The 24,291-nt window shown below is 60.5% G+C and carries 20 protein-coding genes; 12 read left to right on the top strand and 8 right to left on the bottom strand.

The features are described from left to right. The first annotated feature begins 111 nt into the window (after window positions 1-111). From HMPREF9720_RS08245 to HMPREF9720_RS08220, 6 genes are all read left to right on the top strand, one after another. Window positions 112-801: an ABC transporter ATP-binding protein gene (locus HMPREF9720_RS08245; protein ID WP_009597793.1), complete on the top strand. Its 690-nt coding sequence runs from the start codon at window positions 112-114 to the stop codon at window positions 799-801. Then, window positions 798-2,054, top strand: coding sequence for an ABC transporter permease (locus HMPREF9720_RS08240; protein ID WP_009597886.1), 1,257 nt, complete (start codon window positions 798-800; stop codon window positions 2,052-2,054). The genes HMPREF9720_RS08245 and HMPREF9720_RS08240 overlap by 4 nt, the downstream gene beginning before the upstream one ends. A 6-nt stretch (window positions 2,055-2,060) precedes the next feature. After that, on the top strand, window positions 2,061-3,320 hold the full coding sequence (locus HMPREF9720_RS08235) for an ABC transporter permease (protein ID WP_009597828.1): 1,260 nt from the start codon (window positions 2,061-2,063) through the stop codon (window positions 3,318-3,320). A 25-nt stretch (window positions 3,321-3,345) separates the two neighbouring features. Continuing rightward, window positions 3,346-4,455: an efflux RND transporter periplasmic adaptor subunit gene (locus HMPREF9720_RS08230; protein ID WP_014774652.1), complete on the top strand. Its 1,110-nt coding sequence runs from the start codon at window positions 3,346-3,348 to the stop codon at window positions 4,453-4,455. A gap of 6 nt (window positions 4,456-4,461) precedes the next feature. Then, window positions 4,462-5,847, top strand: coding sequence for a TolC family protein (locus HMPREF9720_RS08225; RefSeq protein WP_009597809.1), 1,386 nt, complete (start codon window positions 4,462-4,464; stop codon window positions 5,845-5,847). Window positions 5,848-6,232: 385 nt separating this feature from the next. Continuing rightward, complete coding sequence (locus tag HMPREF9720_RS08220; protein ID WP_009597735.1) at window positions 6,233-7,894, top strand: putative transporter; 1,662 nt, start codon at window positions 6,233-6,235, stop codon at window positions 7,892-7,894. Between the two features lie 49 nt (window positions 7,895-7,943). Here HMPREF9720_RS08220 and HMPREF9720_RS08215 read toward each other — a convergent pair whose 3' ends face one another. The 7 genes from HMPREF9720_RS08215 to HMPREF9720_RS08185 form a co-directional block, all read right to left on the bottom strand. Beyond that, window positions 7,944-9,362: a mechanosensitive ion channel domain-containing protein gene (locus tag HMPREF9720_RS08215; protein ID WP_009597868.1), complete on the bottom strand. Its 1,419-nt coding sequence runs from the start codon at window positions 9,360-9,362 to the stop codon at window positions 7,944-7,946. Between the two features lie 269 nt (window positions 9,363-9,631). Next, window positions 9,632-10,132, bottom strand: coding sequence for an NUDIX hydrolase (locus HMPREF9720_RS08210; RefSeq protein ID WP_009597837.1), 501 nt, complete (start codon window positions 10,130-10,132; stop codon window positions 9,632-9,634). Then, window positions 10,119-11,276 carry an MFS transporter AraJ gene (araJ, locus tag HMPREF9720_RS08205; RefSeq protein WP_009597892.1) on the bottom strand — a complete coding sequence of 386 codons (1,158 nt, stop codon included), beginning with the start codon at window positions 11,274-11,276 and terminating at the stop codon, window positions 10,119-10,121. Before araJ ends, HMPREF9720_RS08210 begins: the two co-directional genes overlap by 14 nt. A gap of 228 nt (window positions 11,277-11,504) precedes the next feature. Then, on the bottom strand, window positions 11,505-14,039 hold the full coding sequence (locus HMPREF9720_RS08200) for an OstA-like protein (protein WP_009597834.1): 2,535 nt from the start codon (window positions 14,037-14,039) through the stop codon (window positions 11,505-11,507). Window positions 14,040-14,043: 4 nt separating this feature from the next. Further along, entirely contained in the window at window positions 14,044-15,450 is a 1,407-nt protein-coding gene (locus HMPREF9720_RS08195; RefSeq protein WP_009597835.1) for a peptidylprolyl isomerase, read from the bottom strand. A 4-nt stretch (window positions 15,451-15,454) separates the two neighbouring features. Next, window positions 15,455-16,333, bottom strand: a complete 879-nt coding sequence (locus HMPREF9720_RS08190) for a hypothetical protein (protein WP_014774658.1) — start codon at window positions 16,331-16,333, stop codon at window positions 15,455-15,457. 59 nt (window positions 16,334-16,392) lie between these two features. Continuing rightward, on the bottom strand, window positions 16,393-17,307 hold the full coding sequence (locus tag HMPREF9720_RS08185) for a CPBP family intramembrane glutamic endopeptidase (RefSeq protein ID WP_081488068.1): 915 nt from the start codon (window positions 17,305-17,307) through the stop codon (window positions 16,393-16,395). A 113-nt stretch (window positions 17,308-17,420) separates the two neighbouring features. On the opposite strand from HMPREF9720_RS08185, the gene HMPREF9720_RS08180 reads away from it, so the two are divergent. Genes HMPREF9720_RS08180 through mnmE form a run of 5 tightly spaced genes read left to right on the top strand, consistent with a single transcriptional unit; the run spans window position 17,421 to window position 23,061 of the window. Then, complete coding sequence (locus HMPREF9720_RS08180) at window positions 17,421-18,191, top strand: ParA family protein (protein WP_014774660.1); 771 nt, start codon at window positions 17,421-17,423, stop codon at window positions 18,189-18,191. Between the two features lie 12 nt (window positions 18,192-18,203). Next, window positions 18,204-19,079: a ParB/RepB/Spo0J family partition protein gene (locus HMPREF9720_RS08175; RefSeq protein WP_009597738.1), complete on the top strand. Its 876-nt coding sequence runs from the start codon at window positions 18,204-18,206 to the stop codon at window positions 19,077-19,079. Between the two features lie 3 nt (window positions 19,080-19,082). Then, a complete protein-coding gene (locus tag HMPREF9720_RS08170) occupies window positions 19,083-20,243 on the top strand; it encodes a DUF5683 domain-containing protein (protein WP_009597816.1) in 1,161 nt (386 codons plus the stop codon). 3 nt (window positions 20,244-20,246) lie between these two features. Continuing rightward, on the top strand, window positions 20,247-21,629 hold the full coding sequence (locus HMPREF9720_RS08165) for a lytic transglycosylase domain-containing protein (RefSeq protein WP_009597751.1): 1,383 nt from the start codon (window positions 20,247-20,249) through the stop codon (window positions 21,627-21,629). Window position 21,630: 1 nt separating this feature from the next. Beyond that, window positions 21,631-23,061, top strand: coding sequence for a tRNA uridine-5-carboxymethylaminomethyl(34) synthesis GTPase MnmE (gene mnmE, locus HMPREF9720_RS08160; RefSeq protein WP_009597764.1), 1,431 nt, complete (start codon window positions 21,631-21,633; stop codon window positions 23,059-23,061). Window positions 23,062-23,241: 180 nt separating this feature from the next. Here the strand turns inward: mnmE and HMPREF9720_RS08155 are convergent, their stop codons facing one another. Beyond that, window positions 23,242-23,682: a DoxX family protein gene (locus tag HMPREF9720_RS08155; protein ID WP_009597814.1), complete on the bottom strand. Its 441-nt coding sequence runs from the start codon at window positions 23,680-23,682 to the stop codon at window positions 23,242-23,244. Between the two features lie 164 nt (window positions 23,683-23,846). On the opposite strand from HMPREF9720_RS08155, the gene HMPREF9720_RS08150 reads away from it, so the two are divergent. Further along, a complete protein-coding gene (locus HMPREF9720_RS08150) occupies window positions 23,847-24,257 on the top strand; it encodes a secondary thiamine-phosphate synthase enzyme YjbQ (RefSeq protein WP_009597874.1) in 411 nt (136 codons plus the stop codon). Window positions 24,258-24,291: the final 34 nt, after the last annotated feature.

Genomic DNA, 24,291 nt, shown 5'->3' with positions numbered 1-24,291 from the left:
AAATTGTTTTTCAAGAATATTTTAATACCTTTGTTCCCGACGCCGTTTCCCTCGGCTTACAGATCGTAACTACGCAACCTTACAAAACCGCTTTACAACGGCAGACAGAATATGATAAAGCTGGAAAACATCAACAAGACCTACGACAACGGGTCACCCCTGCATGTGCTCAAGGGTATCGACCTCACGGTGGAAAAGGGCGAACTGGTCTCCATCATGGGCGCATCCGGATCGGGCAAATCGACGCTGCTCAACATCCTCGGCATCCTCGACGACTATGACAGCGGCAGCTACTATCTGGCCGGCCGCCTGATCAAGGATCTCAGCGAGACGCAGGCCGCCGCGGCCCGCAACAACATGATCGGCTATATTTTCCAGTCCTTCAACCTGATCAACTACAAGAACGCCGTCGAAAACGTCGCCCTGCCGCTCTACTATCAGGGCGTCTCCCGCCGCAAGCGCAACGCCCTCGCCCTCGAATACCTCGACATGCTGGGCCTGAAGGAGTGGGCCGAACACATGCCCAACGAGATGTCGGGCGGTCAGAAACAGCGCGTGGCCATCGCGCGGGCGCTGATCAACAAACCGCAGATCATCCTCGCCGACGAACCCACGGGCGCACTGGACAGCGTCACCTCGCAGGAGGTGATGAACCTGCTGCGCAGCGTGAACGTCGACATGGGCATGACCATCATCTGCGTCACCCACGAACAGTCGATCGCCGACCAAACGGACAAAATCATCCGCCTGACGGACGGCGTCATCAGCAGTATCACCGAAACCGGACTGGCAACGCGATGAGAGAGCTGCTGCTGGAGATATGGACTTCGGTGCGCCGCAACAAACTGCGCACGTTCCTCACGGGATTTTCAGTCGCGTGGGGCATCTTCATGCTCGTCATCCTGCTGGGATCGGGCAACGGACTCAAGAACGGCGTGCTGTCGAATTTCGGCAACTACGCCACCAACTCGATCACCATCTCCGGCGGCTGGACCTCGAAGGCCTACGCCGGCTACAACAAATGGCGCAGCATCGACCTGAAAAACCGGGACCTCGAAATTCTGGTCAATGAATTCCCCGAAGTGGACGACGTCGCCGCCAAAGCGTGGTACCGCGGCTCCACGGCCACCTACCTCGACCGCTTCGCCGACATCAGCCTGCGCGGCTCGCTGCCCAAGATCCAGCAGATCGAAGGCGTCGAGATCGTCAAGGGACGTTTCATCAATCAGGCCGACATCCACAACTACCGCAAGGTGATCGTCATCGACGAGGCGCTCGAAAGAATACTCTTCCGCGGCGACGACCCGCTGGGCAAGCCGGTCAAAATCCACAACAACATCTACCGCGTGGCCGGCGTCTACAGAGGCGACGCCCAGCAGCGCAATTCGATGGGCTACATCCCGCTGACGACCGGCCAGCTGATCTTCAAGGCCAACGATCCGGTCGTGGACAACGCGATCATCACCGTACACGGACTCGACACCGACGCGCAGATGGAGGCGTTCGAACAGCGCATCCGCAAACGGCTGGCCGCCGAACACCACTACGATCCCGAAGACCAGAGCGCCCTGTGGATACGCAACACGATGGAGCAGTACAAGAGCATGATGATCGTCTTCGGCGGCATCAACCTCTTCGTATGGATCATCGGTCTGGGCACCCTGCTGGCGGGCATCGTCGGCGTGAGCAACATCATGCTGGTGACCGTCACGGAGCGCACCTCCGAATTCGGCATCCGCAAGGCGCTGGGCGCCAAACCCGTGTCGATCATCCGCCTGATCCTGACCGAATCGGTGATGATAACGGCCATGTTCGGCTATATCGGCATGGTGCTGGGCGTTGCCGTCATGGAGGCGGTCAACTATGTCATCAACCAGACGCCGGCCCAGACCGGAAACTTCGGCGGCAGCATCTTCCTCAATCCGACGCTCGATCTGGGCGTGGCCGTCAGCGCCACGGTCGTACTGGTCATTGCGGGCCTGATCGCAGGATACGTCCCCGCCTACCGGGCCGCACAACTGAAAACGATCGACGCCCTGCGTTATAATAAATAAGGAGCCATGAGATTTTTCGATACGGACCGCTGGAACGAAATCTGGCAGACAATCAGCCGGAACCGCAAGCGCAGCATCATGACGGCGCTGGGCGTATTCTGGGGTATCTTCATGCTCATCGTACTGCTGGGAGCCGGCATGGGGCTGGGACGCCTTTTCCGCGCCCAGCTGGGCGGCATGTCCACCAACACGGTGCTGCTGCAAAGCAGCCGCACCTCGGTCCCCTACAAGGGCATGCCCACGGGACGCTGGTGGAGAATGGACAACGACGATCTGGAAGCCGTCAGCAAACTCGAAGAGGTGGAGTACACCTCAGGCGTCATCTGGGGCAACGAACTCCACTGCAGCTACAAAGAGCGCAAGGGCGACTATCAGATGATGGGATACACGCCCGACTACCAGAAGATCAACCCGCAGAAGATCATCGCAGGCCGTTACATCAACGAGGTAGACATGGTGCACAAGCGCAAGGTCTGCGTCATCGGCACGCAGGTGCAGAAAGACCTCTTTCCGGGCGAACCCGACCCGACGGGCAAAGTCATCAAGGTCGGAGGAAGCTACTTCACCATCATCGGCGTCATGCGCCGCGAATCGTCGGCCATGTCGTTCAGCGACGTCGAACGCACGGTTGTCGTCCCGATCTCGCTGGCGCAGCAGATGTTCGGCTACGGCCGCACGATACACCTGCTGGCGCTGGCCGGCTACAAGGACGTTCCGAGCAAACAGGTCGAGAAAGCGGCCCGCGAAGCCGTCTTCGCCCGGCACATGATCTCGCCGGACGACGAAAAGGCCGCTTGGACCATGTCCGCCGGAGAGATGTTCGACAAGGTGATGAGCCTGTTCTGGGGCATCGGCCTGCTGACGTGGATCGTGGGACTGGGCACGCTGCTGGCAGGTATCGTCGGCGTGAGCAACATCATGCTGGTGCTCGTGAAGGAGCGCACGCAGGAGATCGGCATCCGCCGCGCGCTGGGCGCCCCGCCTACGGCCATCATCTCGCAGATACTTTCCGAGAGCTTCATCCTCACCTTCATCGCCGGAATACTGGGGCTCACGGCCGCCGTCGGCGTGCTGTCGGTCGTGGATTCGGTCTACTATCAGGCGGTCACCGTGGCGCAGGAAGGATTCGAAGTGTCGTGGCAGATCTCCTTCGGGACGGGCATGCTGGCCCTCTTCATCCTGATCGCAGGCAGCCTGCTGGCGGGCGTCATCCCCGCATACCGGGCCTTGAGCATCAAGGCGGTGGATGCAATACGCGAAGAATAAACGATTAAACAAACAGATTACGGCTATGAAAAAATTTCTGAAAATCTTTCTGGGAGTGCTCTTTGCGGCGCTGCTTCTCGGAACGTTCTGGTTCCTGTGGCAGAAGACCCGCCCCGTAAAGGTCGTCTACACGATCGTGCAGCCCAAACTCGACACGCTCAAACAGTACGTGGTCGCCACGGGCAAGGTCGAGCCGCGCGACGAGGTGCTCATCAAGCCCCAGATTTCGGGCATCGTCTCCGACGTCTACAAGGAGGCCGGGCAGATGGTCCGCAAGGGCGAGGTGATCGCCACGGTGAAGGTCGTCCCCGAAATGGGTCAGCTGTCGAGCGCCGAATCGCGCGTCTCGGTGGCCGAAATATCGCTGGACCAGACCCGCCGCGAATTCGACCGCACGGAAGCCCTGCACAAGAAGGGCGTGGTGTCGGACGAGGAGTACGAGCAGGGCCGCACCGCGCTTCGGAAAGCGCAGGAGGAGCTGCAGAACGCCAAGGAGAACATGGAGATCGTCAAGAACGGCATCACCAGCCGTTACAAGGAGCTGAGCAACACCCAGATCCGTTCGACGATCGACGGCATGATCCTCGACGTCCCGGTCAAGGTCGGAAACTCGGTGATCCAGTCCAACACCTTCAACGACGGCACGACCATCGCCACGGTTGCCGACATGTCGAACATGCTCTTCCGGGGCAACGTCGACGAGACCGACGTGGGCAAGCTCCACGAGACGATGCCCGTCAAGCTGACCATCGGTGCCCTGCAGAACGTCGAGCTGGACGCCCTGCTGGAGTACGTTTCGCCCAAAGCGACCGAGGACAACGGCGTCATCATGTTCGAAGTGAAGGCGGCCGTGAAGATTCCCGAAAACGTCTTCGTGCGCGCCGGATACAGCGCCAACGCCAGCATCGTGATCCAGAGCCGCGAAGGGGTGCTGACCCTGCCGGAAAGCACCGTCGAATTCGAGGGCGACAAAACCTACGTCTACCTGCTCACCAGCGCCGACGGAGCCGAGGAGCAGACCTTCGACAAGCACGAGGTCAAGATCGGGCTGTCGGACGGTATCAACATCGAACTGACCGAGGGCGTGACCGCCGAGAGCAAAGTCCGCGGCGCACGGGAAGAGAAGAAGAAATAACCACAAATGCATCGCAGCATGAAAACCAGCACCCTATTCGCCGCCCTCAGCGCGGCTGCCATGACGCTCTGTACGGCTGCCGCCGCGGCTCAGACGGTACAGGCCGCGCCGCAGGCCGCAACGCCGGCGCCCGGCACGCCGTGGTCGCTCGACGACTGCATCGGGTATGCCCTGCACAACAACGTCGGCGTACAGCAGCAGGCCCTGCAGGTGGAGCAGACCGACGTGAAACTGTCTACCTCCAAATACAGCCGGCTGCCCGACCTGAGCGCATCGGTGGGCTACAACGCCACCTTCGGGCGCGGCACCTCCGACGACAACATCCGCAAGACGGGAACCATCCAGAGCGGCTCGTTCGACGTCGGGGCCAGCATGCCCCTCTTCGACGGATTCCGCATCAACCGCGAAATCAAGGGCGGCAAGCTCGACCTCGCCGCCGCCATGCAGGATTTGGAACGCGCACGCGAAGACCTGTCAATCAACGTCATGACGCTGTACCTGCAGGTTCTCTACAACAAGGAGCTGACCCAGATCGCCGAACGCCAGCTCGAACTGAGCACCCAGCAGGCCGTCCGCAGCCGCGAGCTGGTCGCCGCGGGCAAACAGCCCGAATCGGCACGCTACGAAAGCGAAGCCCTGCAGGCCAACGACGAACTGAATCTGACGCAGGCCCGCAACGACCTGCGGCTGGCGTTGCTCAACCTGAGTCAGGCCCTCAACCGCGAGAGCGCGGCGGGATTCGACATCGTGGCGCCGCAATTCGACAGCGTGGCGCTCGCATCGCTGCACATGCTCGGCACGGCCGACGACGTCTATGCCTATGCGACGGAAAACCGCCCCCACATCAAGGCGGAACGCCTGCGGCTCGAAAGCGCCGAAAATGCCGTCCGGATCGCCAAATCCGCGCTCTACCCCTCGCTTTCGCTGCGCGGAGGCTACGGCACGGGCATCTACAGCACGCAGGAGGCCGCCTTCGGCACCCAGTTCCGCAAGAACAGCAGCGAGTTCGTCGGCGTGTCGATGAGCGTTCCGATCTTCAACCGCCGCGCCACGCACAACAGCATCCTCTCGGCCCGGATAGCCATGCGCAAACAACAGCTGGCCGTGACCGACGCCGAGCAATCGCTGCGCAAGGAGATCGAGCAGGCGTGGTACAACGCCGACGCCGCCTACGGGAAATACCGTTCGGCGGACGCCGCCCTCACCTCGGCACGGGTGGCCTTCGCCTACGAACAGCAGAAGGCCGACGCAGGCCGTTCGACGGTCTTCGACTTCAACGACGCCAAAACACGTATGGAAAAGGCCGAGTCGGAACTCGTGCAGGCGAAATACGAATTCGTATTCCGGTCGAAAATCCTCGACTTCTACCGCGGCCGGCCGCTCGAACTATGACAAACAGCCGTAAACAAGCTCGCACCGAATAAACAAATTAGGGCGGTCGAAATTCGACCGCCCTATTGCTGTCCGGAATACCAATCCCTCAAGTATTCCGACAGCTGCCGGGAGAGGCTTTCAGGCTCCTACCCGGCGCAGAAGCCCTTTTGCGTCACTAATACCCTCTTCGTCCCCTGTGCGAAGCAGGATGAAACAAAGATATGAAAATATTCCGAAGCTGTACACCCCGCGAGCGTTTTTGCCATAACTTACGGCTGAAATGATTCACACGAGTGGACGAAAATGTTGCACACAGTCTCTTTCAGCCAACAAAACGTTCGGCAAAGAAATGGCTATCTGAAAAATTTGCCCTACTTTTGCAGCTGAATTACAAACGGTAAAGATGGAGTGGCTAAAAAGTTTATTCGTCGAACATTCGGCGCTGCAGGCCGTCGTGGTGATCTCGCTCATCTCGACGATCGGCATCGGACTCGGTAAAATCCGCTTTTTCGGCATATCGCTGGGCGTGGCGTTCATCTTCTTCGCCGGCATTCTGGCCGGGCATTTCGGACTCACGATCGACCCGCAGATGCTGACCTATGCCGAAAGTTTCGGACTCGTCGTCTTCGTCTACGCCCTCGGTCTGCAGGTCGGCCCCGGTTTCTTCAACTCGCTGCGCGCCGACGGACTGCGCCTGTTGTCGCCGGCGGTCGCCGTAGTGCTGATCGGCACCGCGCTCGCCATAGGCATGAGCTTCACGCTGAACGTCTCCATGCCCGACGCGGCCGGCATCCTCTGCGGAGCCACGACCAACACCCCGGCGCTCGGCGCCGCGCAGCAGACGCTGCAGCAAATGGGCATCGACCCCAACGGCGCCGCCCTGAGCTGCGCCGTGACCTATCCGCTGGGCGTCGTAGGAGTCATTCTGGCCATCGTCTTCATCCGCAAGGTCTTCGTCCGGCCTTCGGACATGCCCGAACCGGACGCCGAGCACCGCAAGAACGTCTTCATCGCCAGCTACCACCTGACCAACCCCGCCATCTTCGGCAAAAGCGTCCACGAGATCGCCTCGCAAAGCCACCACCACTTCGTCATTTCGCGCATCTGGCGCAACGGGCGGGTGTCGATCCCCACCTCGGACAAGACGCTGCAGAAGGACGACATCATCCTCGTCATCACCGCCCCTTCGGAAGCCGACGGCCTGCGGCTGATCTTCGGCGAGCAGGAACTGAAGGACTGGAACGCGGAAAACATAGACTGGAACGCCGTGGACAGCCAGCTGATCTCCCAGCGCATTCTGGTCACGCGGCCCGAAATCAACGGCAGGAAACTCTCCTCGCTGCGCCTGCGCAACAACTACGGCATCAATATCAGCCGCGTCTACCGTTCGGGCGTGCAGCTACTCGCAACGCCCGATCTGCGGCTCCAGATGGGCGACCGCCTGACGGTCGTCGGCGAAGCCGCGGCGATCCAGAACGTCGAGAAGATTCTCGGCAACGCCGTCAAGAACCTCGACGAACCCAACCTCGTGGCGGTCTTCGTCGGGCTGATTCTGGGACTGGTGCTGGGGAGCATCCCCGTCAGCATTCCGGGCATCAGCCTACCCGTAAAGCTGGGTCTGGCGGGCGGCCCGATCGTCATCGGCATCCTGATCGGCACGTTCGGTCCGCGTCTGCATATGATTACCTACACCACCTACAGCGCCAACCTGATGCTGCGCGCATTGGGGCTGTCGATGTATCTCGCCTGTCTGGGGCTGGAAGCCGGCGCGCACTTCTTCGAAACGGTCATGCGCCCCGAAGGGGCGTTGTGGCTCCTGCTGGGATTCCTGCTGACGTTCGTTCCCGTCGTATTGCTGGGCGTCTTCGCGCTGCGCGTCCTACGCATCGATTTCGGTTCGGTATCGGGCATGCTGTGCGGCAGCATGGCCAACCCGATGGCGCTGACTTACGCCAACGACACGATCGAAGGCGACAATCCGTCGGTCTCCTACGCCACGGTCTATCCCCTCTGCATGTTTTTGCGAGTGGTCATCATTCAGGTGATGCTGATGATTTTCCTGTAGATTGCGGCCCTGCGGCCTGCTCCGGGTTCGGCTACGGCGCCCGGACCGGCTACGGCGTCGGCTCCGGTTTCCGCCCCGACTCCGGCTCTTGCTTCGGCGTCGGTTCCTGCGTAGGCGTCGGTTCCGGTTTTTGCTCCGGCTCCGGTTCCGGCGCCCGGTCCGGCCCCCTTCTCTGCTCCATTTTCCGCCCCATTCCCGGCTCCGGCTTCAGATAACGCAGCGCCGCGATATCGCTGCCCGACGGATTCTGGAATACCCGCAGGTCGAATTCGGGAATCACGGCCAGCACGTGGTCGAAAACATCGGACTGTATCCGCTCGTAATCCACCCATATCACCGTATCGGTAAAAAAGTAGAGTTCCATCGGAAGTCCCGTCTCGGTAGGCTGCAGCTGACGCACCATCAGCGTCATCCCAGCGTTCACGGGCACTTCGTTGCGCAGATAACGTTCGAGATAGGCCCGGAAGACGCCGAGATTGGTCTGATGCAGGCCGTTGATCCTGCGTTCGCCGGGTTTGATGCCGTGCGCGGCATTGTACTCCTCGACGCGGCGTTCGGTATCGTCGATATATTCGCGGATCAGGTCGATACTGCGGTATTTATTCAGCATCTCAGGCGTACAGAACCGCACGCTGGTCATGTCGATACTCACCGAGCGCTTCACGCGGCGGCCTCCCGACGCCTGCATGCCGCGCCAGTTCTGGAACGAATCGCTCACCAGCAGGTAGGGCGGCAGCGTAACGATCGTATTGTCGAAATTGCGGACTTTCACCGTCGTGAGCGACACCTCGATCACCGAGCCGTCGGCCCCGTATTTGGGAACCGAAATCCAGTCCCCCACCTTGAGCATGTCGTTGGCCGAAAGCTGGATGCCGGAGACGAATCCCAGAATGCTGTCGCGGAAAATCAGCATGATGATCGCCGCCGACGCTCCCAGACCGGCCAACAGACTGGCGGGCGACTTGTCGATCAGGATCGAAACGATCAGTATGCCGCAGATCAGCGCTGCAATGCCCTGCCCGGTCTGCCTGAGCCCCTTGATCGGCTTGTTCTGCCATGCGGGACGCGCCGAAGCGATTTGGAAAACCGCAAAGAGCACGGCATTGATAAAGCGGAATACCGCCACGACGATATAGACCTCGACCAGCCGCGTCACGATCGTCCGGGCTTCGGACTGCTCTTCGAAAACCACCGGCAGAACGATCCCCAGCACGACGGCGCTGACGACGTTGCACAAACGGCTCAGCACGTCGGGGTTGAACAGATCGTCGTCCCACGTGGCTTTGGTGCGCTTGACGATGCGCCGCATGCCGCGCACGAGGATCGTGCGGCACACGAAGTCGAAGAGCGCCACCGCCAGCAGTACCAGCGTAAAGGCCACCCAGCGGTCCCAGCCGCTGTCCTGCGCGGACGCGAGTCCCAGCCATTCGAGCAGGGCGTCGGCCCAATGTTTCAGGAGTGTCTGCATACGGCATTCCTATCAATTATCAGACCCGTTCGTGAAAAATGATTCCGAGGTCGTCGTTTTACAAAAAAAGATGTGCGATACGGCGGTGCCGCACCTATCCGGCATACGTTCCGCCGACATCGGCCCTCCCCGGCAGCGCGGCCGGATACGGCGCGGATGCAACACGAATGCGGCACAATCGGGGCAAAACGCGGCACGAACCGGCCCCGCCACATTAAGCCGCTGCCTTACAGCCGCTTCCCCGTTTACAAAGATACGAAATAAAGCGGTTATTCAAAAATCAGTTTCGCTTCGCCTTCGAAATTCGGAGTGAACACCCCTTTGCCGAGGTTTTCCAGCACCTCGGCCCGGCTCCAGAACCGCCCGCCGTCCAGTTCGTCGCTCGGCGCAACCGGCCCGTCGTACACCGCACGATGGACATAGACCAGTTCGCGCTCCCGCTCCGAGCGGAATACGTAGACCGCTACCCGTTCGGGCGTAAACTCGGTCACCCCCAGCTCCTCGCGCACCTCGCGCCGCAGGGCTTCATCCACCGTCTCGCCGTAATCGACATGGCCGCCCACGGCCGTGTCCCAGCGTCCGGGCTGAATGTCTTTCCACTCCGGCCGCTTTTGCAGGTAGAGCTCGCCGCGGGAATTGAACAGATGCAGGTGCACCACCGGATGCAGCAGCATCGACCCGCCGTGGCATTCGCCGCGCGTAGCCGATCCCACGACAACGCCGGAGGGATCGACCACCGGAAAAAGTTCCGAACCGTTATCGCATCTCATGGCGGGGATATTTACGTATATAAATCACGACGGTCAGCAAACCGAGCAGGACGAATCCCATGCCCGCGAGAGCCGTATAACGATACCCCAGCCCGTGGTCAATCGGCAGGCCGCCGCAGTAGGCGCCCAGCGCATTGCCCAGATTGAATGCCACCTGCACCAAAGCCGCCCCCAGCATCTCGCCGCCGCGCGAATTCTCCAGAATAAGCAGCTGCTGGGGCGACGAAACACAGAACAGACATCCCGTGCAGAGCACCATCAGGGCGACGGAGAGGTAACGGACGTGCGCCCCGAAGTAAATCGCGAGGAGCGTCGCCGCGGCCGTGGCCAGCGTGAAACGCACGACCTTCTCAGGCGTAAAACGATCGGAAAAATGGCCTCCGATGATATTGCCCGCGAACATGCCGAACCCGGCGAGCATAATGATCAGCGTCAGGTCGTCCGCCGTGAATCCCGAAGCGTGAATCATCAGCGGGCTGACGTAACTGTACCAGCAGAAAATGCCGCCGTTGCCCAGCATCACCGACAACAGCACGAGCCACGGCGCGAGACTGCGCAGAAAACGAAACTGGCCTTTCAGCCCCGTATCGGGCAGCGGTTCCATGCGCGGCACCCACAACCGCACCAGCAGCAGCGCCACAACGCCCCACACGGCCACGATTCCGAACGTGGCGCGCCACGTCAGGACGTTGCTGATATAGGTTCCCAGCGGCACGCCGAACAGATTGGCGACGGTCATGCCGACGATCATGATCGACACGGCTTCCGTACGCTTCCCGGCGTCGGCGACCCGCTCGGCGACGATCGACCCCACACCGAAGAATGCGCCGTGGGGAAGTCCCGAAACGAAACGCAAGCCCAGCAGCGACCAGTAATCGGGAGCCAGCGAAGCGCAGAGATTACCCGCCGCGATCATCGCCGTAAGCGCCAGCAGTATCTGTTTCAGCGGACGTTTCCGGGCGACGAGCACCATAAGCGGCGCGCCGAAGCAGACGCCCAGCGCATAGGCGGAAATAAGGTGCCCCGCCTCCGGAATCGAGACGCCGAGACTGCGGGCGATATCGGGCAGAATGCCCATCATCACGAACTCCGACATTCCGAGCGCAAGCGTTCCGAACGCCAAGGCTATCAGACTCTTTTTCATAGAGGAACTACATTAACCGTAACCGGCTGCAAAAATAACACAAAAGGTGAAAAGTTATTCGCCTTTCACCTTTGCATTCTGTTGTTTTTATGGTCATCCCGGTCGGCCCGGCCAAACAATCGGGTCAAGCGGGCCGGTCAAACGCCCCGGCTGAACGATCGGGCCAAACAATCGGGCAGAACCGCAACCAACCGAACGATCCGGCAGAACCGAACCGGCTCCGCGCCGCTATTCCGCGGGCGCCTCCGTCTTGCGCGGCTGGCCCACTTCGTAGCCGAGGGAGTGCATCCACTCGACTGTCGCGGCATCGACCTGATCGTTGCGGTCGGTCCAGCGGCGCTGTTCGATCAGACGCTTCCTGTGCTCGTCGATGCGCTGCATGATGGGGAAATCGGGATGTTTCATCTCCGAACGCCGCTCGCGCTCCGAAGGACGTATCCGGCGGTCGAAGACCTCGGCCTGCGAAGGCCGCCGCGCCCCCTCCCACTTGAATCCCTTGAGACGGATATCCTGCGTCGGCGGAATCTTGTCCATCGGGTAGAAATTATAGACCGGATCGCCGCGGTAGGTGATCTGCACCACCTGCTTGTCTTCGATAAAGAACGATATTTCGCCGCTTTCGATGACGCCCATCATCGTGATCTCGACGGGTTCGCCGTCCTGCATGTAATAGATGGTCTGGGCATTGCCGTTCACATCGTTGCGGTAAATCTGGTTGTTGAAGAAGTAAGCCGTCATGGTCTTGCCCGCCACCTGATTGTAGTGCGTCGTATCGAGCTGGCTGACCATCATCGGACTGCCGATGAACTCGGCCCGCGTGAGCTGCTGGTTCTCGGTAAAAATGTCCATCACGTCGGAGGTGATCTGGTTGTTCTCGTTCCACAACACGGGATCGATGTAGAGGTGGATCGTCGAATCGGTACTGATCGCCGTCATCGAATCGCACACGGTCTGGAAATCCGAGCGGTAGATCTTCACGTTCCGGAACCCTTTCAGCAGACGGTATATGCTGTCGCGGGGCGCAGCCAGCGAGTCGATCGAATCGGCCGGAACCGCCATCGCCGCCGTGTCGGTCAGCAGCGAATCGACCAGCAGGTTCAGCAGCGAATCCTGCTCGGCCATGTTGAGCACGATCAGCGAATCAAGTTCGCGCAGGGCCGTCGAATCGATCTGAATCATCCGTCCTTTGCGCGTCGCACGCGCCTGACGGGCCTTGAGCTTCGATTCCGCCTTCAGGCGGCGCGCCGTGAGCCGGGCTTCCTCGCGCTCCTTCTGCTCCAGCAGCCGGGCCGTCATTTTCTCCTTGCGCCGGGCCGCTATCTCGTCCAGCTTCTTCTTTTTCTCCTTGGCGGCGGCCGCCTTTTCCTCGGCCTTGGCTCTCTTCGCCGCCTCTTTCAGCAACGCCTTGCGCTGGGCGACGGTCAGCGTATCCGCAGCATTGGCCAGCGAATCGGCAGGCGCCGCTCCGCCCAGAGAATCGGCGGGAGCGGGTCGGTCCGGCGCGTCGAGAGGCGACGACGTGGCATGCGGCGAATCCGCGTCTCCGCCGGCCGCCAATGAATCGGGTGCGGAACCGGCGGTTGCCAACGAATCGGCGGCATCTACGCCCTGCGGCCTGCGGCCGGAACGGGGACGCCCCAGCGAATCGGCCGGAACGTCGACTCCTCCGGCAGCATGCGCCAGCGAATAGGGCCCCGACAGCGCCAGCGAATCGGGCCCCGACAGCGCCAGCGAGTCGGCCGAACGGGCCAGCGAATCAGCGGCGGCAGCCTCCGCGGCCCGGCGTTCGGTGTTTTCGTTGATCGTGAACAGGAACATCGAATCGGCGCGCATGAAAAGCGAATCGCCCTGCGAGAGGTCGTAGCTCACGATCGACGGGCGGCGCGTGAGGAACGCGTTTCCCGGTTCCTTCCAGTATTCGCCGTAATCGCCGAAGGCGAGCACCTTGTGCTCCGTATCGTCGATCTGAATGTCGCGCCATAAAATTATATGGTCTTCGGCCCGGTAGAAATCGATGCTGTCGCTCCACATCTCCTGCTTGTCGGTCAGCACGTACCCGTTGCTGGTCACCTTGTAAAGCGAGTCGGCTTTGCGGTAAGCGCCGCGGTCGGCATACAGATAGTCGCCTTCCTTGTTCCAGATATTGGTATTTCTAAAGAAAAAGGCGTTGTCGGTAGCCATGTTGTAGACCACCGAGTCGCCTTTCAGTTCGTATTCGTCGTTGCGCATTTCGACCCGGTCGACGCAGACCAGCTCCTTGCTGTTGGCGTAGTAGTAACCGCGCACCGACTCCAGCCGGCTGTCGCGGTTGACAAGCACGCCGCCCCCGCCGAATTCGCCGACGTTCTCCTTCGTGTTGAAAAGGAACTCGTAGGTGTAGAGCGTGGCATCCTCGTCGACCACCTTGACGATATCCGAAAATACGCGGGCTTCGTTCACCTCGCCGTTATACTCGGCCCGGTCGCCGTAAATATAGGTCGTATTCTTGTTGATCAGGACATTGCCGAAGAATTCGATGCGCATGTCCGAATAGCGGACGGCGCTGTCACACGTAATGACGGCGCCGTTGTGCTGCGCGGCGAAGTTGCCCACCAGAAAAATCACCGAATCGCCCGGAGCCACGGGACCCATGTTGTCCGACTTGAGGTCGATGAGTTTCTTCTCGGCCGGCTGCTCCGCCTCAGGCGCCTGCATCCCGCCGCGGGCGAAAATCACACTGCCGGCGGCCAATGCGACGACCGCTATGGAAAGGAGCCTGCGCACGGTTTTACTTCACCCAATGTTTGTTCTCGAACGCTCCGTCGCGGAATTCGGGATCGATATAGACATACATGGCGTCGATCTTCTTCGACAGCCAGTCCTTGAAGACCTTTTCCTGCTTGGCGTTGAGCGCCATCTCCTCCAGCCGGAGGTAGTCCTCGTTGAGCGACGCCACGTGCGTCGGAATGATCTCTACCAGCTTGACGACCTTGGCCAGCTGGTTGCCCATGATGTCCTCGGTCAGGAAAGCTTCCGACACCTCGCCGGGCTTCAGCCGCACCAGCGCGTTGTAATCGTTGAGCGCGTTGAAGTGGGCGAAATCCTCGCGCAGGAACTTCGTCACGGTCAGCTTGGCGTCGAAAGCGCTGAAACGCTCCAGAATGTCGTGGTTCGAAACGATACCGCCGTTCATCTTCGACGTCGCATCGTCGGAATAGAGCAGCGCGGCCTTCTCGAAGGTGATCGAATCCTTGCGGATCAGATTGGCGATGCTGTCCAAAAAATGCGTGCCCTCCGTAAGCTCGTCGATCGTATAGACCGGACGCAGCAGGATATGGCGGAAATGGTAGAGACTCCCCCGCTTGTCGAGCATCTGAATGATGTGGAATCCGAACTGCGATTCGACGACCTCCGAAATCTGTCCGGGCTTCATGTTTTCGAGCGCCGCGGCGAACGAAGAGTCGAGACTGGCGAGCGGCGCAGGGTCCATCTCGCCGCCGCGCATCATCGTTCCGGGGTCCTGCGAATACATGCGGGCCAGATTCTCGAACTTGGCCTTGCCCGTGATGACGCGTTCGCGCATGTCCAGCAGACGCTCGCGCGTACGCTGCTTGGCCTGCGTGATCGACTTGGGGAAACGGGTGATCTGCGCATAGACATACTGCTCGGCGATGGTCGGCAGGCTGTCCTTGTCGATCGACTTGTAGAAACGCTCGACCTCGCCCGGAATGACCGCGACCTTGCTCACGACCTCGTTCTGCATGGAGCTGGCGTAGGACTGCTCCTCGTAGCGCTGACGCATGTTCTCGCGGATGTTGAAAATGGCCATGTGGTGCTTGGCTTCGAGCCGGGGAATCGATCCCTCGGCCTCGATCATGTTCTGCACCTGCTCCTCGACGTGCGAAGCGATGTCGCCGGCATTGATCTTCACCGAGTCGATCTGCGCCTGATTGAAGAGCAGTTTCTGGGTCATCAGCGCTTCGAGCGCCTCGTTCATCGGATCGCGGTCGGAGGTGTACCCCTCCGCGCGGCGCTGCGCCGTGAGCTGGCGCGCGTGATCCGCCACCTCGGAATAGAGAATCGAGGAAGAACCCACGACGGCGACCACCTTGTCGAGCATCACCTGCTGTTTCTGGGCGAAGGCCCCCGCAGCGAGCACGGCGAGAGCCGCCGCCATTATACCTTTTTTCAACATTGCGTTATACTTTATCGTTTGTATTTTCAAAAATCTTCGCCTCCCCGTTCTCCACGGCGCGGTTGTACAGCTCCTCCTCGTGGCTGCGGATGATCTCGCCCTGCCGCTGGTTGAAGAGGATGCGGCGGATCGTACTCCGCAGGCGTTCGAGGGGAATAGGCTCGCCCTCGCGCCGCACGGCGTCGATCTGGAAATAATAGTACGAATGGCTGTCTCGCATCGCCTGCACGGCGTTCGACGACAGCACCGAATCGTAATTCTGCGACCTGAGGGTCGGCAGGAAACTCAGAAACTCCGGAAAATCGACCCACTGTTCCCGGAAATCGGTCACCGTGAAGTCGTTTTTCTCGCAGATATCCCGGAAATCCTGCTGCTGGGCGGCGGATTTGGCCCCCATCAGCTCCTTCAGCTTCCGGGCCTGACGATAGCCTTCGCCGAACTGCACGATCCGCCCCTTGACCAATGTACGGTCCAACCGGAAATCGGCCTTGTGCGCATTGTAATAGGCCGTAATCTCGTCGTCGGTGAACGTCGTGTCGATGCTCCGGTCCACATACAGCTGGTTCAGCTTGCGGATCAGCAGCGCCTGACGGTACTCCTCGACCATCTTGTCGATATCGTCGCCCGAAGCCGAAAACAGCGTCTCGGCCTCCTTGAGCTTGAGCTGCTTGCGCACCCACCGGTCCACGTATACCTTCATGAACGCCGCGCTGTCTTCGCCCGTGACTCCCTTGGGAACCACCGACTCCACATCGCGCAGCTGCAGCTGCTTGCCGCCGGCGCGCGCCAGCGTGGTATCGCTGGCGAAATAGCCCGGCATCTCCCGGCAGCCCGCCAGAAAAACCGAAGCCGCCACGACTGCTATTTTCGCTCGCAAATTCATAATCCGGAGGACAAAGATACAGTTTTTACTCGTAACTAACGCAGCCCCGGCCCAGATTATTACGCCGCCGCCCGATTTTTATCCTCGGCTTTCAGGCGCCGCAGCGCGAGGAGCATCATGTAACCCGAAACGGCGAAGACAGCCAGCGCACCGATATAAATCAGCACATAGAGCGTCCTGCTGCCGACCAAGTCGATCAGCATGGCGTTGCCGTGCCCGGTGACCAGCGCCAGATAGGCGATTCCGTTATTGACGGCATGGAGTATGATCGTAGACCAGAGCGAGTCGGTCCGCATGTAGACGAATCCGAGCACCAGACCGATGGCGAAGGCGTTCACCGCGACGGTCGGATGCACGTGCACGATGCCGAATACGGCCGATGAAACCAGCCATGCGGCCATCACGCCGTATTTTGCGCGCGTCGATTCGAGCAGCACGCCGCGGAAAATCACCTCTTCGAACAGCGGCGCCATCACCACGACCGTAACGATCGCCCACGCGCCGCGTCCGTAGGCGTTGGGCACTTCGGGCAGCAGGCTCAGCAGCGGTTCGAGCACCACCGACGTGGCGAGCATGAAAACCACGCCCCAGAGCAGCAGGACGGGATTCAGTCCGCGGGAGGAGAAATGCGCGATGATTTTCGGACCCCGGCGCCGGCTGCGGTAAAAGAGAAATCCCACGAGCGTAAGGGTCATGGCGACAAAATAGGATACGGCGTTGAAATGCCCTACGAGCACCTGTTCGGCGGTGCTCACCGTTTCGTCGGCGCTCGCCAGCAGCGCCTGATCGGGCCACTTGCAACCCACCAGCAGCGCCGTTACGGCGCCCACGACCTGCGCCAGCAGGAAAATGCCGAAAAAGACCAGATAATCGGCCAGTGCGGGAAATTTCCCCTGCAGTTTCCAGATTTTACCGACGGCCTCAGGAGCCGGCGCCGGCTCCTGCACGGGAGCCTCTGTTTTTTTTTCTGTCATATAGCGTGTAACTATCAATCCGTTCCGAGTTCAAAGATAAGCAATTTTCGGTTACGGTTATGGATTTCCATTTAAAATCATTAAATTTGCCCGATTATAAACCCGATCGAAACATGGCAAAGGTTATCGCATTAGCGAATCAGAAAGGCGGCGTGGGCAAGACCACGACGGCCATCAACTTGGCGGCCTCGCTGGCCCTGCTGGGCAAGAAGGTGCTGCTGCTCGACGCCGATCCGCAGGCCAACGCCACCTCCGGCTTGGGCTTCGACATCAATCTGGAGGGCGTCTACGAATGTATCGCAGGACTCAAAAAGCCCGAAGAGGTGCTCCTCCAAAGCCCCGACGTGAAGAATCTATGGGTGCTGCCCTCGTCGATCGATCTGGTGGCCGCCGACACCGAACTGCCGAAAATGGAGGATGCGCACCACGTGATGAAACGCATCGTAGACTCCGTCCGCGACCGCTTCGACTACATCTTCATCGACTGCTCCCCCTCGCTGGGCTATACGACCGTCAATATCCTCACGGCCGCCGACACGGTGCTTATTCCCGTGCAGTGCGAGTACCTCGCCCTCGAAGGGCTTTCGAAACTGCTCAACACCATCCGCAAGGTCAAAAGCGGCCTGAACCCCGCACTGGACATCGAGGGCTTCCTGCTGACGATGTATATGCGCAACAGGCTCAACAACCAAGTCGTGAACGAGGTGCGCGAACATTTCGGTCAGCTGGCCTACGACACAATAATTCAGCGCAATATCCGTTTGGGAGAAGCCCCCTCGCACGGAAAGCCCGTCATGCTGTACGATGCCGGGGCCGTGGGTTCGGAGAACTACCTCACCTTGGCGCGGGAGTTCCTCAAACGCAACCGTAAACGAAGCAAATAACAGAACGCAGCTATGAAACAACCGAAGGGATTAGGGCGCGGACTCGACGCCATATTCGGCACCGACGCCGTAGACGCCAAGCTCAAGCCGATGAGCCAGATGACCGAAATCGACATTGCGGAAATCATTCCCAACCCCACGCAGCCGCGTACGCAATTCGACGAAGAGGCCCTCGACGAGCTGGCCGACTCGATCCGCCAGCTGGGCATCATCCAGCCCATTACGGTCAAGAAATCGGGCGACGGCAAATATATCATCATCAGCGGCGAACGCCGCTGGCGGGCGGCGCAGCGCGCCGACCTGAAGAGCCTTCCGGCCTATGTCCGCGAGGTGGACGACGAAAACCTGCACGCCATGGCCCTCGTGGAGAATATCCAGCGGCAGGACCTCAACGCGATCGAAATCGCGCTGGGCATGCAGCGTCTGATCGAGGAGTGCAACCTCACGCAGGACGCGCTCTCCGAAAAGGTCGGCAAGAAACGTTCGACCGTCTCGAACTACATGCGTCTCTTGAAACTGCCCGACGAGGTGCAGCTGGCCCTCAAGGAGGGGCTGATTTCGATGGGACACGCCAAGGCCATCGCCGGCGCCCCGCAGGAGCTGCAGCTTCGCACGCTGAAGAAGATACTCAAGAAGAGCCTTTCGGTCCGTCAGGCCGAGGAGCTGGTGCGCACGCTCACCGAGCAGCCCGCCGAAGCGGCACAAAACATGGAGGACGAAGAGTATCCCGAAAGCTATTCGCGGCTGGTGGAACAGCTCGAAAAGTTCTTCTCGCAGGAAATCAGCATCAAACGCTCGAAAAACGGCGGCGGACGGATCGTCATCGGCTTCGACGACGACAAGGACATCGAACAATTCATCGAACGGTTCTCCGGCCGCCTCAAATAAAATATGGTAAGAATCCGGTTCAGACACCTGCTGCCGATACTCGCGGCACTCACGTTGTGGCTTCCCGCCCAAGCGCAGCTCCACCGCGGGGCGCGCACCATCGTGCGCGGGGGCATGCTCGTGCAGCGGGATTCGCTCGCCTCGAAAACCGACTCGCTGGCCGACCTCTCGCTGGTCCGCGAACTGGATTCGCTGATGACGGGACTCTTCGCGGCCGACTCGGCCGCCGTCGCGGAGCTGCGCACCGACGACATAAGCAAAGCCGACTCGCTCTACCGGCTCAAAATGGCCGGCATAAAGATCGAATCGGACACCACCAAGCATAAACGCGGCTGGCTGATGAGCGATTCGATGTCGCTCTCGAAAGTGTGCTGGATCTCGACCGTACTGCCCGGTTACGGACAGATTTACAACAAACAATACTGGAAACTGCCCGTTCTCTACGGCACCTTGGGCGCGGGTCTGGCCCTCTATCTCCACGAAAACAAGACCTACAAGCCCCTCAAGCGCGAATACGAAGCCTACACGAACAAAAACCTCTCGCGCACGCCCGAACTGGACGCGCTGCAAAGCAGGATGATCCGCAGCAACACCCGCCGGCAGGTCTATCTGGGCCTTACGGTGGCCTCGTACATCTACTTCATCGGCGACGCCGCCGTGAACTACTCGACCAACGAGGTATCGGACGTCAAGAAAGCCACCACGCTGGCCTGCATCTTCCCCGGCGCGGGACAGATTTACAACAAAAGCTATTGGAAAGTCCCCTTCGTCGTGGGCGGTTTCGCCGCGATGATCTACTGTATCGACTGGAACAACCGCGGCTACCAGCGTTTCAAAAAGGCATACCGGCTGCTGAGCGACTACGAAAAGAATCCGGACGCCTACCCCGACGGCCCGACCGACGAATTCCACGGCCGCTACTCGGCGGACTTCATCCGCAACCTGCGCAACAACTACCGCCGCAACCGCGACCTCTGCATCATCATCTCGGCCGGACTGTACGTCCTTCAGATCGTGGACGCCCATGTGGACGCCCACCTGAAAGACTACGACGTCTCCGACGACCTGTCGATGAATCTCGAACCGCTGGTCGATTATACATACGTTCCCTCCGCCGGCGGCAACCGTGCGGTATTCGGGTTCAACCTGAGTTTCAAATTCTAACCGATGAGAATCCTCCTGACCATAGTGCTGCTGATGGCCGTCGCTGCGCCCGCATCGGGCCTCGACCGCAAACCCCGCAAGAAAGAGAAGAAAAAAGCCCGGACCGAAGCCGTCGCCGAACCCGCACCGGCCCCCGCTCCTCCGGCCGCAAAGCCCGCACACACCGAGCGCAAAACCGAACCTGCCGCGCCGGCACCCGCACCGCTCCCGGATAACGACATGACGCTGGGACTGACGGCCGCGCAGGCCGATTCGCTGGTCGCCGTATGGCGCGAAAGGCAGTGCTGCGACTCGTTCAGGGAGTTCTTCGACAACTATATTCTGGTGGACAGCACACAGACCGGCGCTGTTCCCGACTCGGTCTATACCCGGCGTCTGCGCGACCTCGCATCGCCCATCCAGCTCCCCTACAACAGCATCGTCCGGGGCTACATCAACCGTTACACCGACTCCCGCTACGGCACGATCAGCCGGATTCTGGGCATGTCGCAGTACTATTTCCCGCTGATCGAGGACGAGCTGCTCAAAGAGGGGCTTCCCATCGAGCTGCGGGCCCTGCCGATCATCGAATCGGCGCTCTCCGTCACGGCCGTATCGCCCATGGGCGCCGTAGGACTGTGGCAGTTCATGCCCTCGACGGGCAAAAGCTACGGACTTGAGGTCAATTCGCTGGTCGACGAACGCCGCGACCCGGTCCGTTCGACGCAGGCCGCCTGCCGTTACCTCAAAGACCTTTACGCCATCTACAAAGACTGGTCGCTGGCCATCGCCGCCTACAACTGCGGTCCGGGCAACGTCAATAAGGCGCTGGCCCGCGCAGGCGAGAAGAGCCGCACCTTCTGGGACATCTACGACTACCTGCCCCGCGAAACGCGCGGCTACGTCCCCGCCTTCATCGGTGCGTCGTATGCCTACGCCTACCACCGCCAGCACGGCATCGAACTCACCGAAGCCCCGATTCCGCTGGCCACCGACACCGTCCGCATCGACCGGATCATGCACCTCCAGCAGATCGCCTCGACAATCGACGTGCCGATCGAAACCCTGCGCCAGCTCAACCCGCAGTACAAACTCGACATCATCCCGGCCACGACCAAACCCTATACGCTGGTGCTTCCGCAGCGCAGCCTGACGCAGTACGTCGCCAACGAGCCTGCTATTCTGGCCAAAGACTCGCTGTACCTCAAGGAATACATCAACCCGGCGAACCTCGACAAAAAGCGTCAGGAACGTTCCGGAACAGTCTATACCGTCAAGAAGGGCGACACGCTGGGCGCCATCGCCCGCCGCTACCGGGTGACCACGGCGCAGCTCATGCGCTGGAACAACATCAAGAGCGCCCACAAACTCCGCATCGGACAACGGCTCCGCATCGAAGGAAGGTAAGATGATCTGCGACCACGATACCATTGCAGCTCCGGCCACCGCCGCAGGAGGGGCGCTCGCCGTCATCCGCGTAAGCGGCGGCAACGCGCTGACGATCTGCGACCGCATTTTCCGGGGAAGCGCGCCGCTGGCCGATGCCGGGGGCTATACGGTTCATTACGGCCATATCATGGCCGACGGGCGAACGCTCGACGACGTGCTGGTCACGGTATTCCGGGCGCCCCGTTCCTATACGGGCGAAGACGCCGCCGAAATCTCGTGCCACGGTTCGCAGTACATCGTCACCGAAACGCTGCGCCTGCTGACCGCCGCCGGCGCACGCATGGCCCAACCGGGCGAATTCACCATCCGGGCCTATCTTGCGGGCAAACTCGACCTCTCGCAGGCCGAAGCCGTGGCCGACATCATCGCCTCGTCCTCGCGGGCGTCGCACGCGCTCGCCGCCAACCAGATGCGCGGGGGTTATTCCGCAGCGTTCGACACCCTGCGCGAAAAACTGCTGCACCTCACCTCGCTGCTGGAACTCGAACTCGACTTCTCGGAAGAGGAGGTCGAATTCGCCGACCGCACCCAGCTGCGTGACACCATGCGGCAGATCAAGGAGCGGATCGACGCCCTGCGTAGCTCGTTTTCGCTCGGCAACGCCATCAAGGAGGGAGTCGCCGTAGCCATCGTCGGAGCGCCAAACGTCGGAAAAAGCACCTTGCTCAACCGCCTGCTCAACGAAGAACGGGCCATGGTCTCGGACATCGCCGGCACGACGCGCGACATCATCGAAGAGCGCGCCAACATCGACGGGATCGTTTTCCGGTTCCTCGACACGGCCGGCATCCGCAGCACGAACGACACCCTCGAACAAATGGGAATCGCCCGCACCATGTCAAGCATCGAACGGGCGCAGATCATCATCCGCCTGATCGACGCATCGCAGCCCGCCGTACCCGTATCCGGCGGAAGCCCTTCATCCGGACAAACGGGCCGGAAATCCGCCCCTGCGGTTCCGAGCGCCGATTCGGCCGCCGACACCCAAAGCCCGGACTTTCCGCTCCGTCCCGACCAAACGCTGCTGACGGTATACAACAAAATCGACAAAACACCCGGTCTCGCACTTCCCGAAGGCGCCGTCGGCATCTCGGCACGCAACGGCGACGGCATCGACGACCTGCGCCGGATCCTGCGCGACGCGGTCGATACGGAAGCGCTCTACCACGGCGGCACGGTCATCTCCAACAGCCGCCATTACGAAGCCCTGACGTCGGCGTCCGAAGCCCTGAGCGCCGCCCTCGACGGTCTGCGCGACAACCTTCCGACCGACCTGCTGAGCGAAGAGATCCGTCAGGTCATCCGCCATCTGAGCGGCGTCACCGGGCAGGACATCGTCCCGGAAGAGGTCCTCAAAACCATATTCTCGAAGTTCTGCATCGGCAAATAGCCAAAAACAAACCGGGACCGACATCCGATCAGAAGATGCCGGTCCCGCTGCTTTATCGAGCGGACAAGGAATTGGCCTGATGCGCCCTAGGCATTCTGCCTGCGAAAATGCGCCACACGTCCATCGCCTCTTCCGGAAGAGAGGGTATCGGGGCGGAATCCGGATAAGGGTGCGGCGCGACTACCGCCGCGGCTTCGGAAGACGCCGAGCGATCAGCGTATCGGCCGCATAGAGACCGGGACCTGCGACGTACATCAGCACGTAAACCGACAGATAGGCCAGCGCCAGTTCGCGCGCCGCGAACGGATCGCCGCCGTGTACGGCGAAGAAAGCCACGCACATCGTGAAAATCATCGGGATGAGAGCCAGCCGGTAGAACAACCCCGCGATAAACCCGGCAGAACAGACGACTTCGCCGAAGATCGCCAGCGCGAGCGAAACACCGCCGCCGACACCCAGCGGATCGGGAAACGCGGCGGAAAGCGCATCGAAGTTCTGCCACTTGGCGATGCCGTGCGACATCAGCAATCCTCCGAAAATAATGCGGACCGCGAGCAGCAGCCACGAATTGCCGGCGGTATAGGGTTTGTCCGAAAACAGAAATCTCAGTATTGTATACATAATCTTGGAAATTTATGCTCTAATATCACAATAAATGCCGGAATTTCCAACACTCCGCCACACAATTTCGGACATCCGCATGCGATATGCCCCGGACCGCGCAACGGCAAAGGGAGCATGCTCCGATTTTTCGTATCTTTACCGCAGCAATTTACAACATCGCCATGATCCAGCAGACCGAATTCACACTACGCCCCCGCACCCGCGGGTTTCACCTCGTCACGGACGAAATCACGGCCAACCTGCCGCCGCTGCCCGACGCCGGGCTGGTGCATCTCTTCATCAAACACACCTCCGCAGGTCTTTCGATCAACGAAAACGCCGATCCCGACGTTCGCACGGACCTCTCGGCCATCTTCGACCGGCTGGTCCGCGAGCGCGAATCCTACTACGTCCACACGCTCGAAGGCGACGACGACATGCCGGCGCATGCCAAATCGACGCTCACGGGCGTCGAGCTGACAATACCCGTCACACAGGGCCGGCTCAACCTCGGCACATGGCAGGGCATCTACCTCTGCGAATTCCGCAACCGCGCTTCGGGCCGCCGCATCGTCGCCACCCTAATCGGATAGTCCGGCCGCAATTCAGAAGACAAGCGGACGCGCT

The sequence above is a fragment of the Alistipes sp. HGB5 genome (assembly GCF_000183485.2).
Classification (GTDB): Bacteria; Bacteroidota; Bacteroidia; order Bacteroidales; family Rikenellaceae; genus Alistipes; species Alistipes finegoldii.
This window is presented reverse-complemented; position numbering and strand designations above follow the sequence as displayed.

Coding starts and splice junctions, on each gene's coding strand:
- HMPREF9720_RS08245 (WP_009597793.1), top strand. CDS start 112: ATGATAAAGCTGGAAAACATCAACAAGACCTACGACAACGGGTCACCC.
- HMPREF9720_RS08240 (WP_009597886.1), top strand. CDS start 798: ATGAGAGAGCTGCTGCTGGAGATATGGACTTCGGTGCGCCGCAACAAA.
- HMPREF9720_RS08235 (WP_009597828.1), top strand. CDS start 2,061: ATGAGATTTTTCGATACGGACCGCTGGAACGAAATCTGGCAGACAATC.
- HMPREF9720_RS08230 (WP_014774652.1), top strand. CDS start 3,346: ATGAAAAAATTTCTGAAAATCTTTCTGGGAGTGCTCTTTGCGGCGCTG.
- HMPREF9720_RS08225 (WP_009597809.1), top strand. CDS start 4,462: ATGCATCGCAGCATGAAAACCAGCACCCTATTCGCCGCCCTCAGCGCG.
- HMPREF9720_RS08220 (WP_009597735.1), top strand. CDS start 6,233: ATGGAGTGGCTAAAAAGTTTATTCGTCGAACATTCGGCGCTGCAGGCC.
- HMPREF9720_RS08215 (WP_009597868.1), bottom strand. CDS start 9,362: ATGCAGACACTCCTGAAACATTGGGCCGACGCCCTGCTCGAATGGCTG.
- HMPREF9720_RS08210 (WP_009597837.1), bottom strand. CDS start 10,132: ATGAGATGCGATAACGGTTCGGAACTTTTTCCGGTGGTCGATCCCTCC.
- araJ (WP_009597892.1), bottom strand. CDS start 11,276: ATGAAAAAGAGTCTGATAGCCTTGGCGTTCGGAACGCTTGCGCTCGGA.
- HMPREF9720_RS08195 (WP_009597835.1), bottom strand. CDS start 15,450: ATGTTGAAAAAAGGTATAATGGCGGCGGCTCTCGCCGTGCTCGCTGCG.
- HMPREF9720_RS08190 (WP_014774658.1), bottom strand. CDS start 16,333: ATGAATTTGCGAGCGAAAATAGCAGTCGTGGCGGCTTCGGTTTTTCTG.
- HMPREF9720_RS08185 (WP_081488068.1), bottom strand. CDS start 17,307: ATGACAGAAAAAAAAACAGAGGCTCCCGTGCAGGAGCCGGCGCCGGCT.
- HMPREF9720_RS08180 (WP_014774660.1), top strand. CDS start 17,421: ATGGCAAAGGTTATCGCATTAGCGAATCAGAAAGGCGGCGTGGGCAAG.
- HMPREF9720_RS08175 (WP_009597738.1), top strand. CDS start 18,204: ATGAAACAACCGAAGGGATTAGGGCGCGGACTCGACGCCATATTCGGC.
- HMPREF9720_RS08170 (WP_009597816.1), top strand. CDS start 19,083: ATGGTAAGAATCCGGTTCAGACACCTGCTGCCGATACTCGCGGCACTC.
- HMPREF9720_RS08165 (WP_009597751.1), top strand. CDS start 20,247: ATGAGAATCCTCCTGACCATAGTGCTGCTGATGGCCGTCGCTGCGCCC.
- mnmE (WP_009597764.1), top strand. CDS start 21,631: ATGATCTGCGACCACGATACCATTGCAGCTCCGGCCACCGCCGCAGGA.
- HMPREF9720_RS08155 (WP_009597814.1), bottom strand. CDS start 23,682: ATGTATACAATACTGAGATTTCTGTTTTCGGACAAACCCTATACCGCC.
- HMPREF9720_RS08150 (WP_009597874.1), top strand. CDS start 23,847: ATGATCCAGCAGACCGAATTCACACTACGCCCCCGCACCCGCGGGTTT.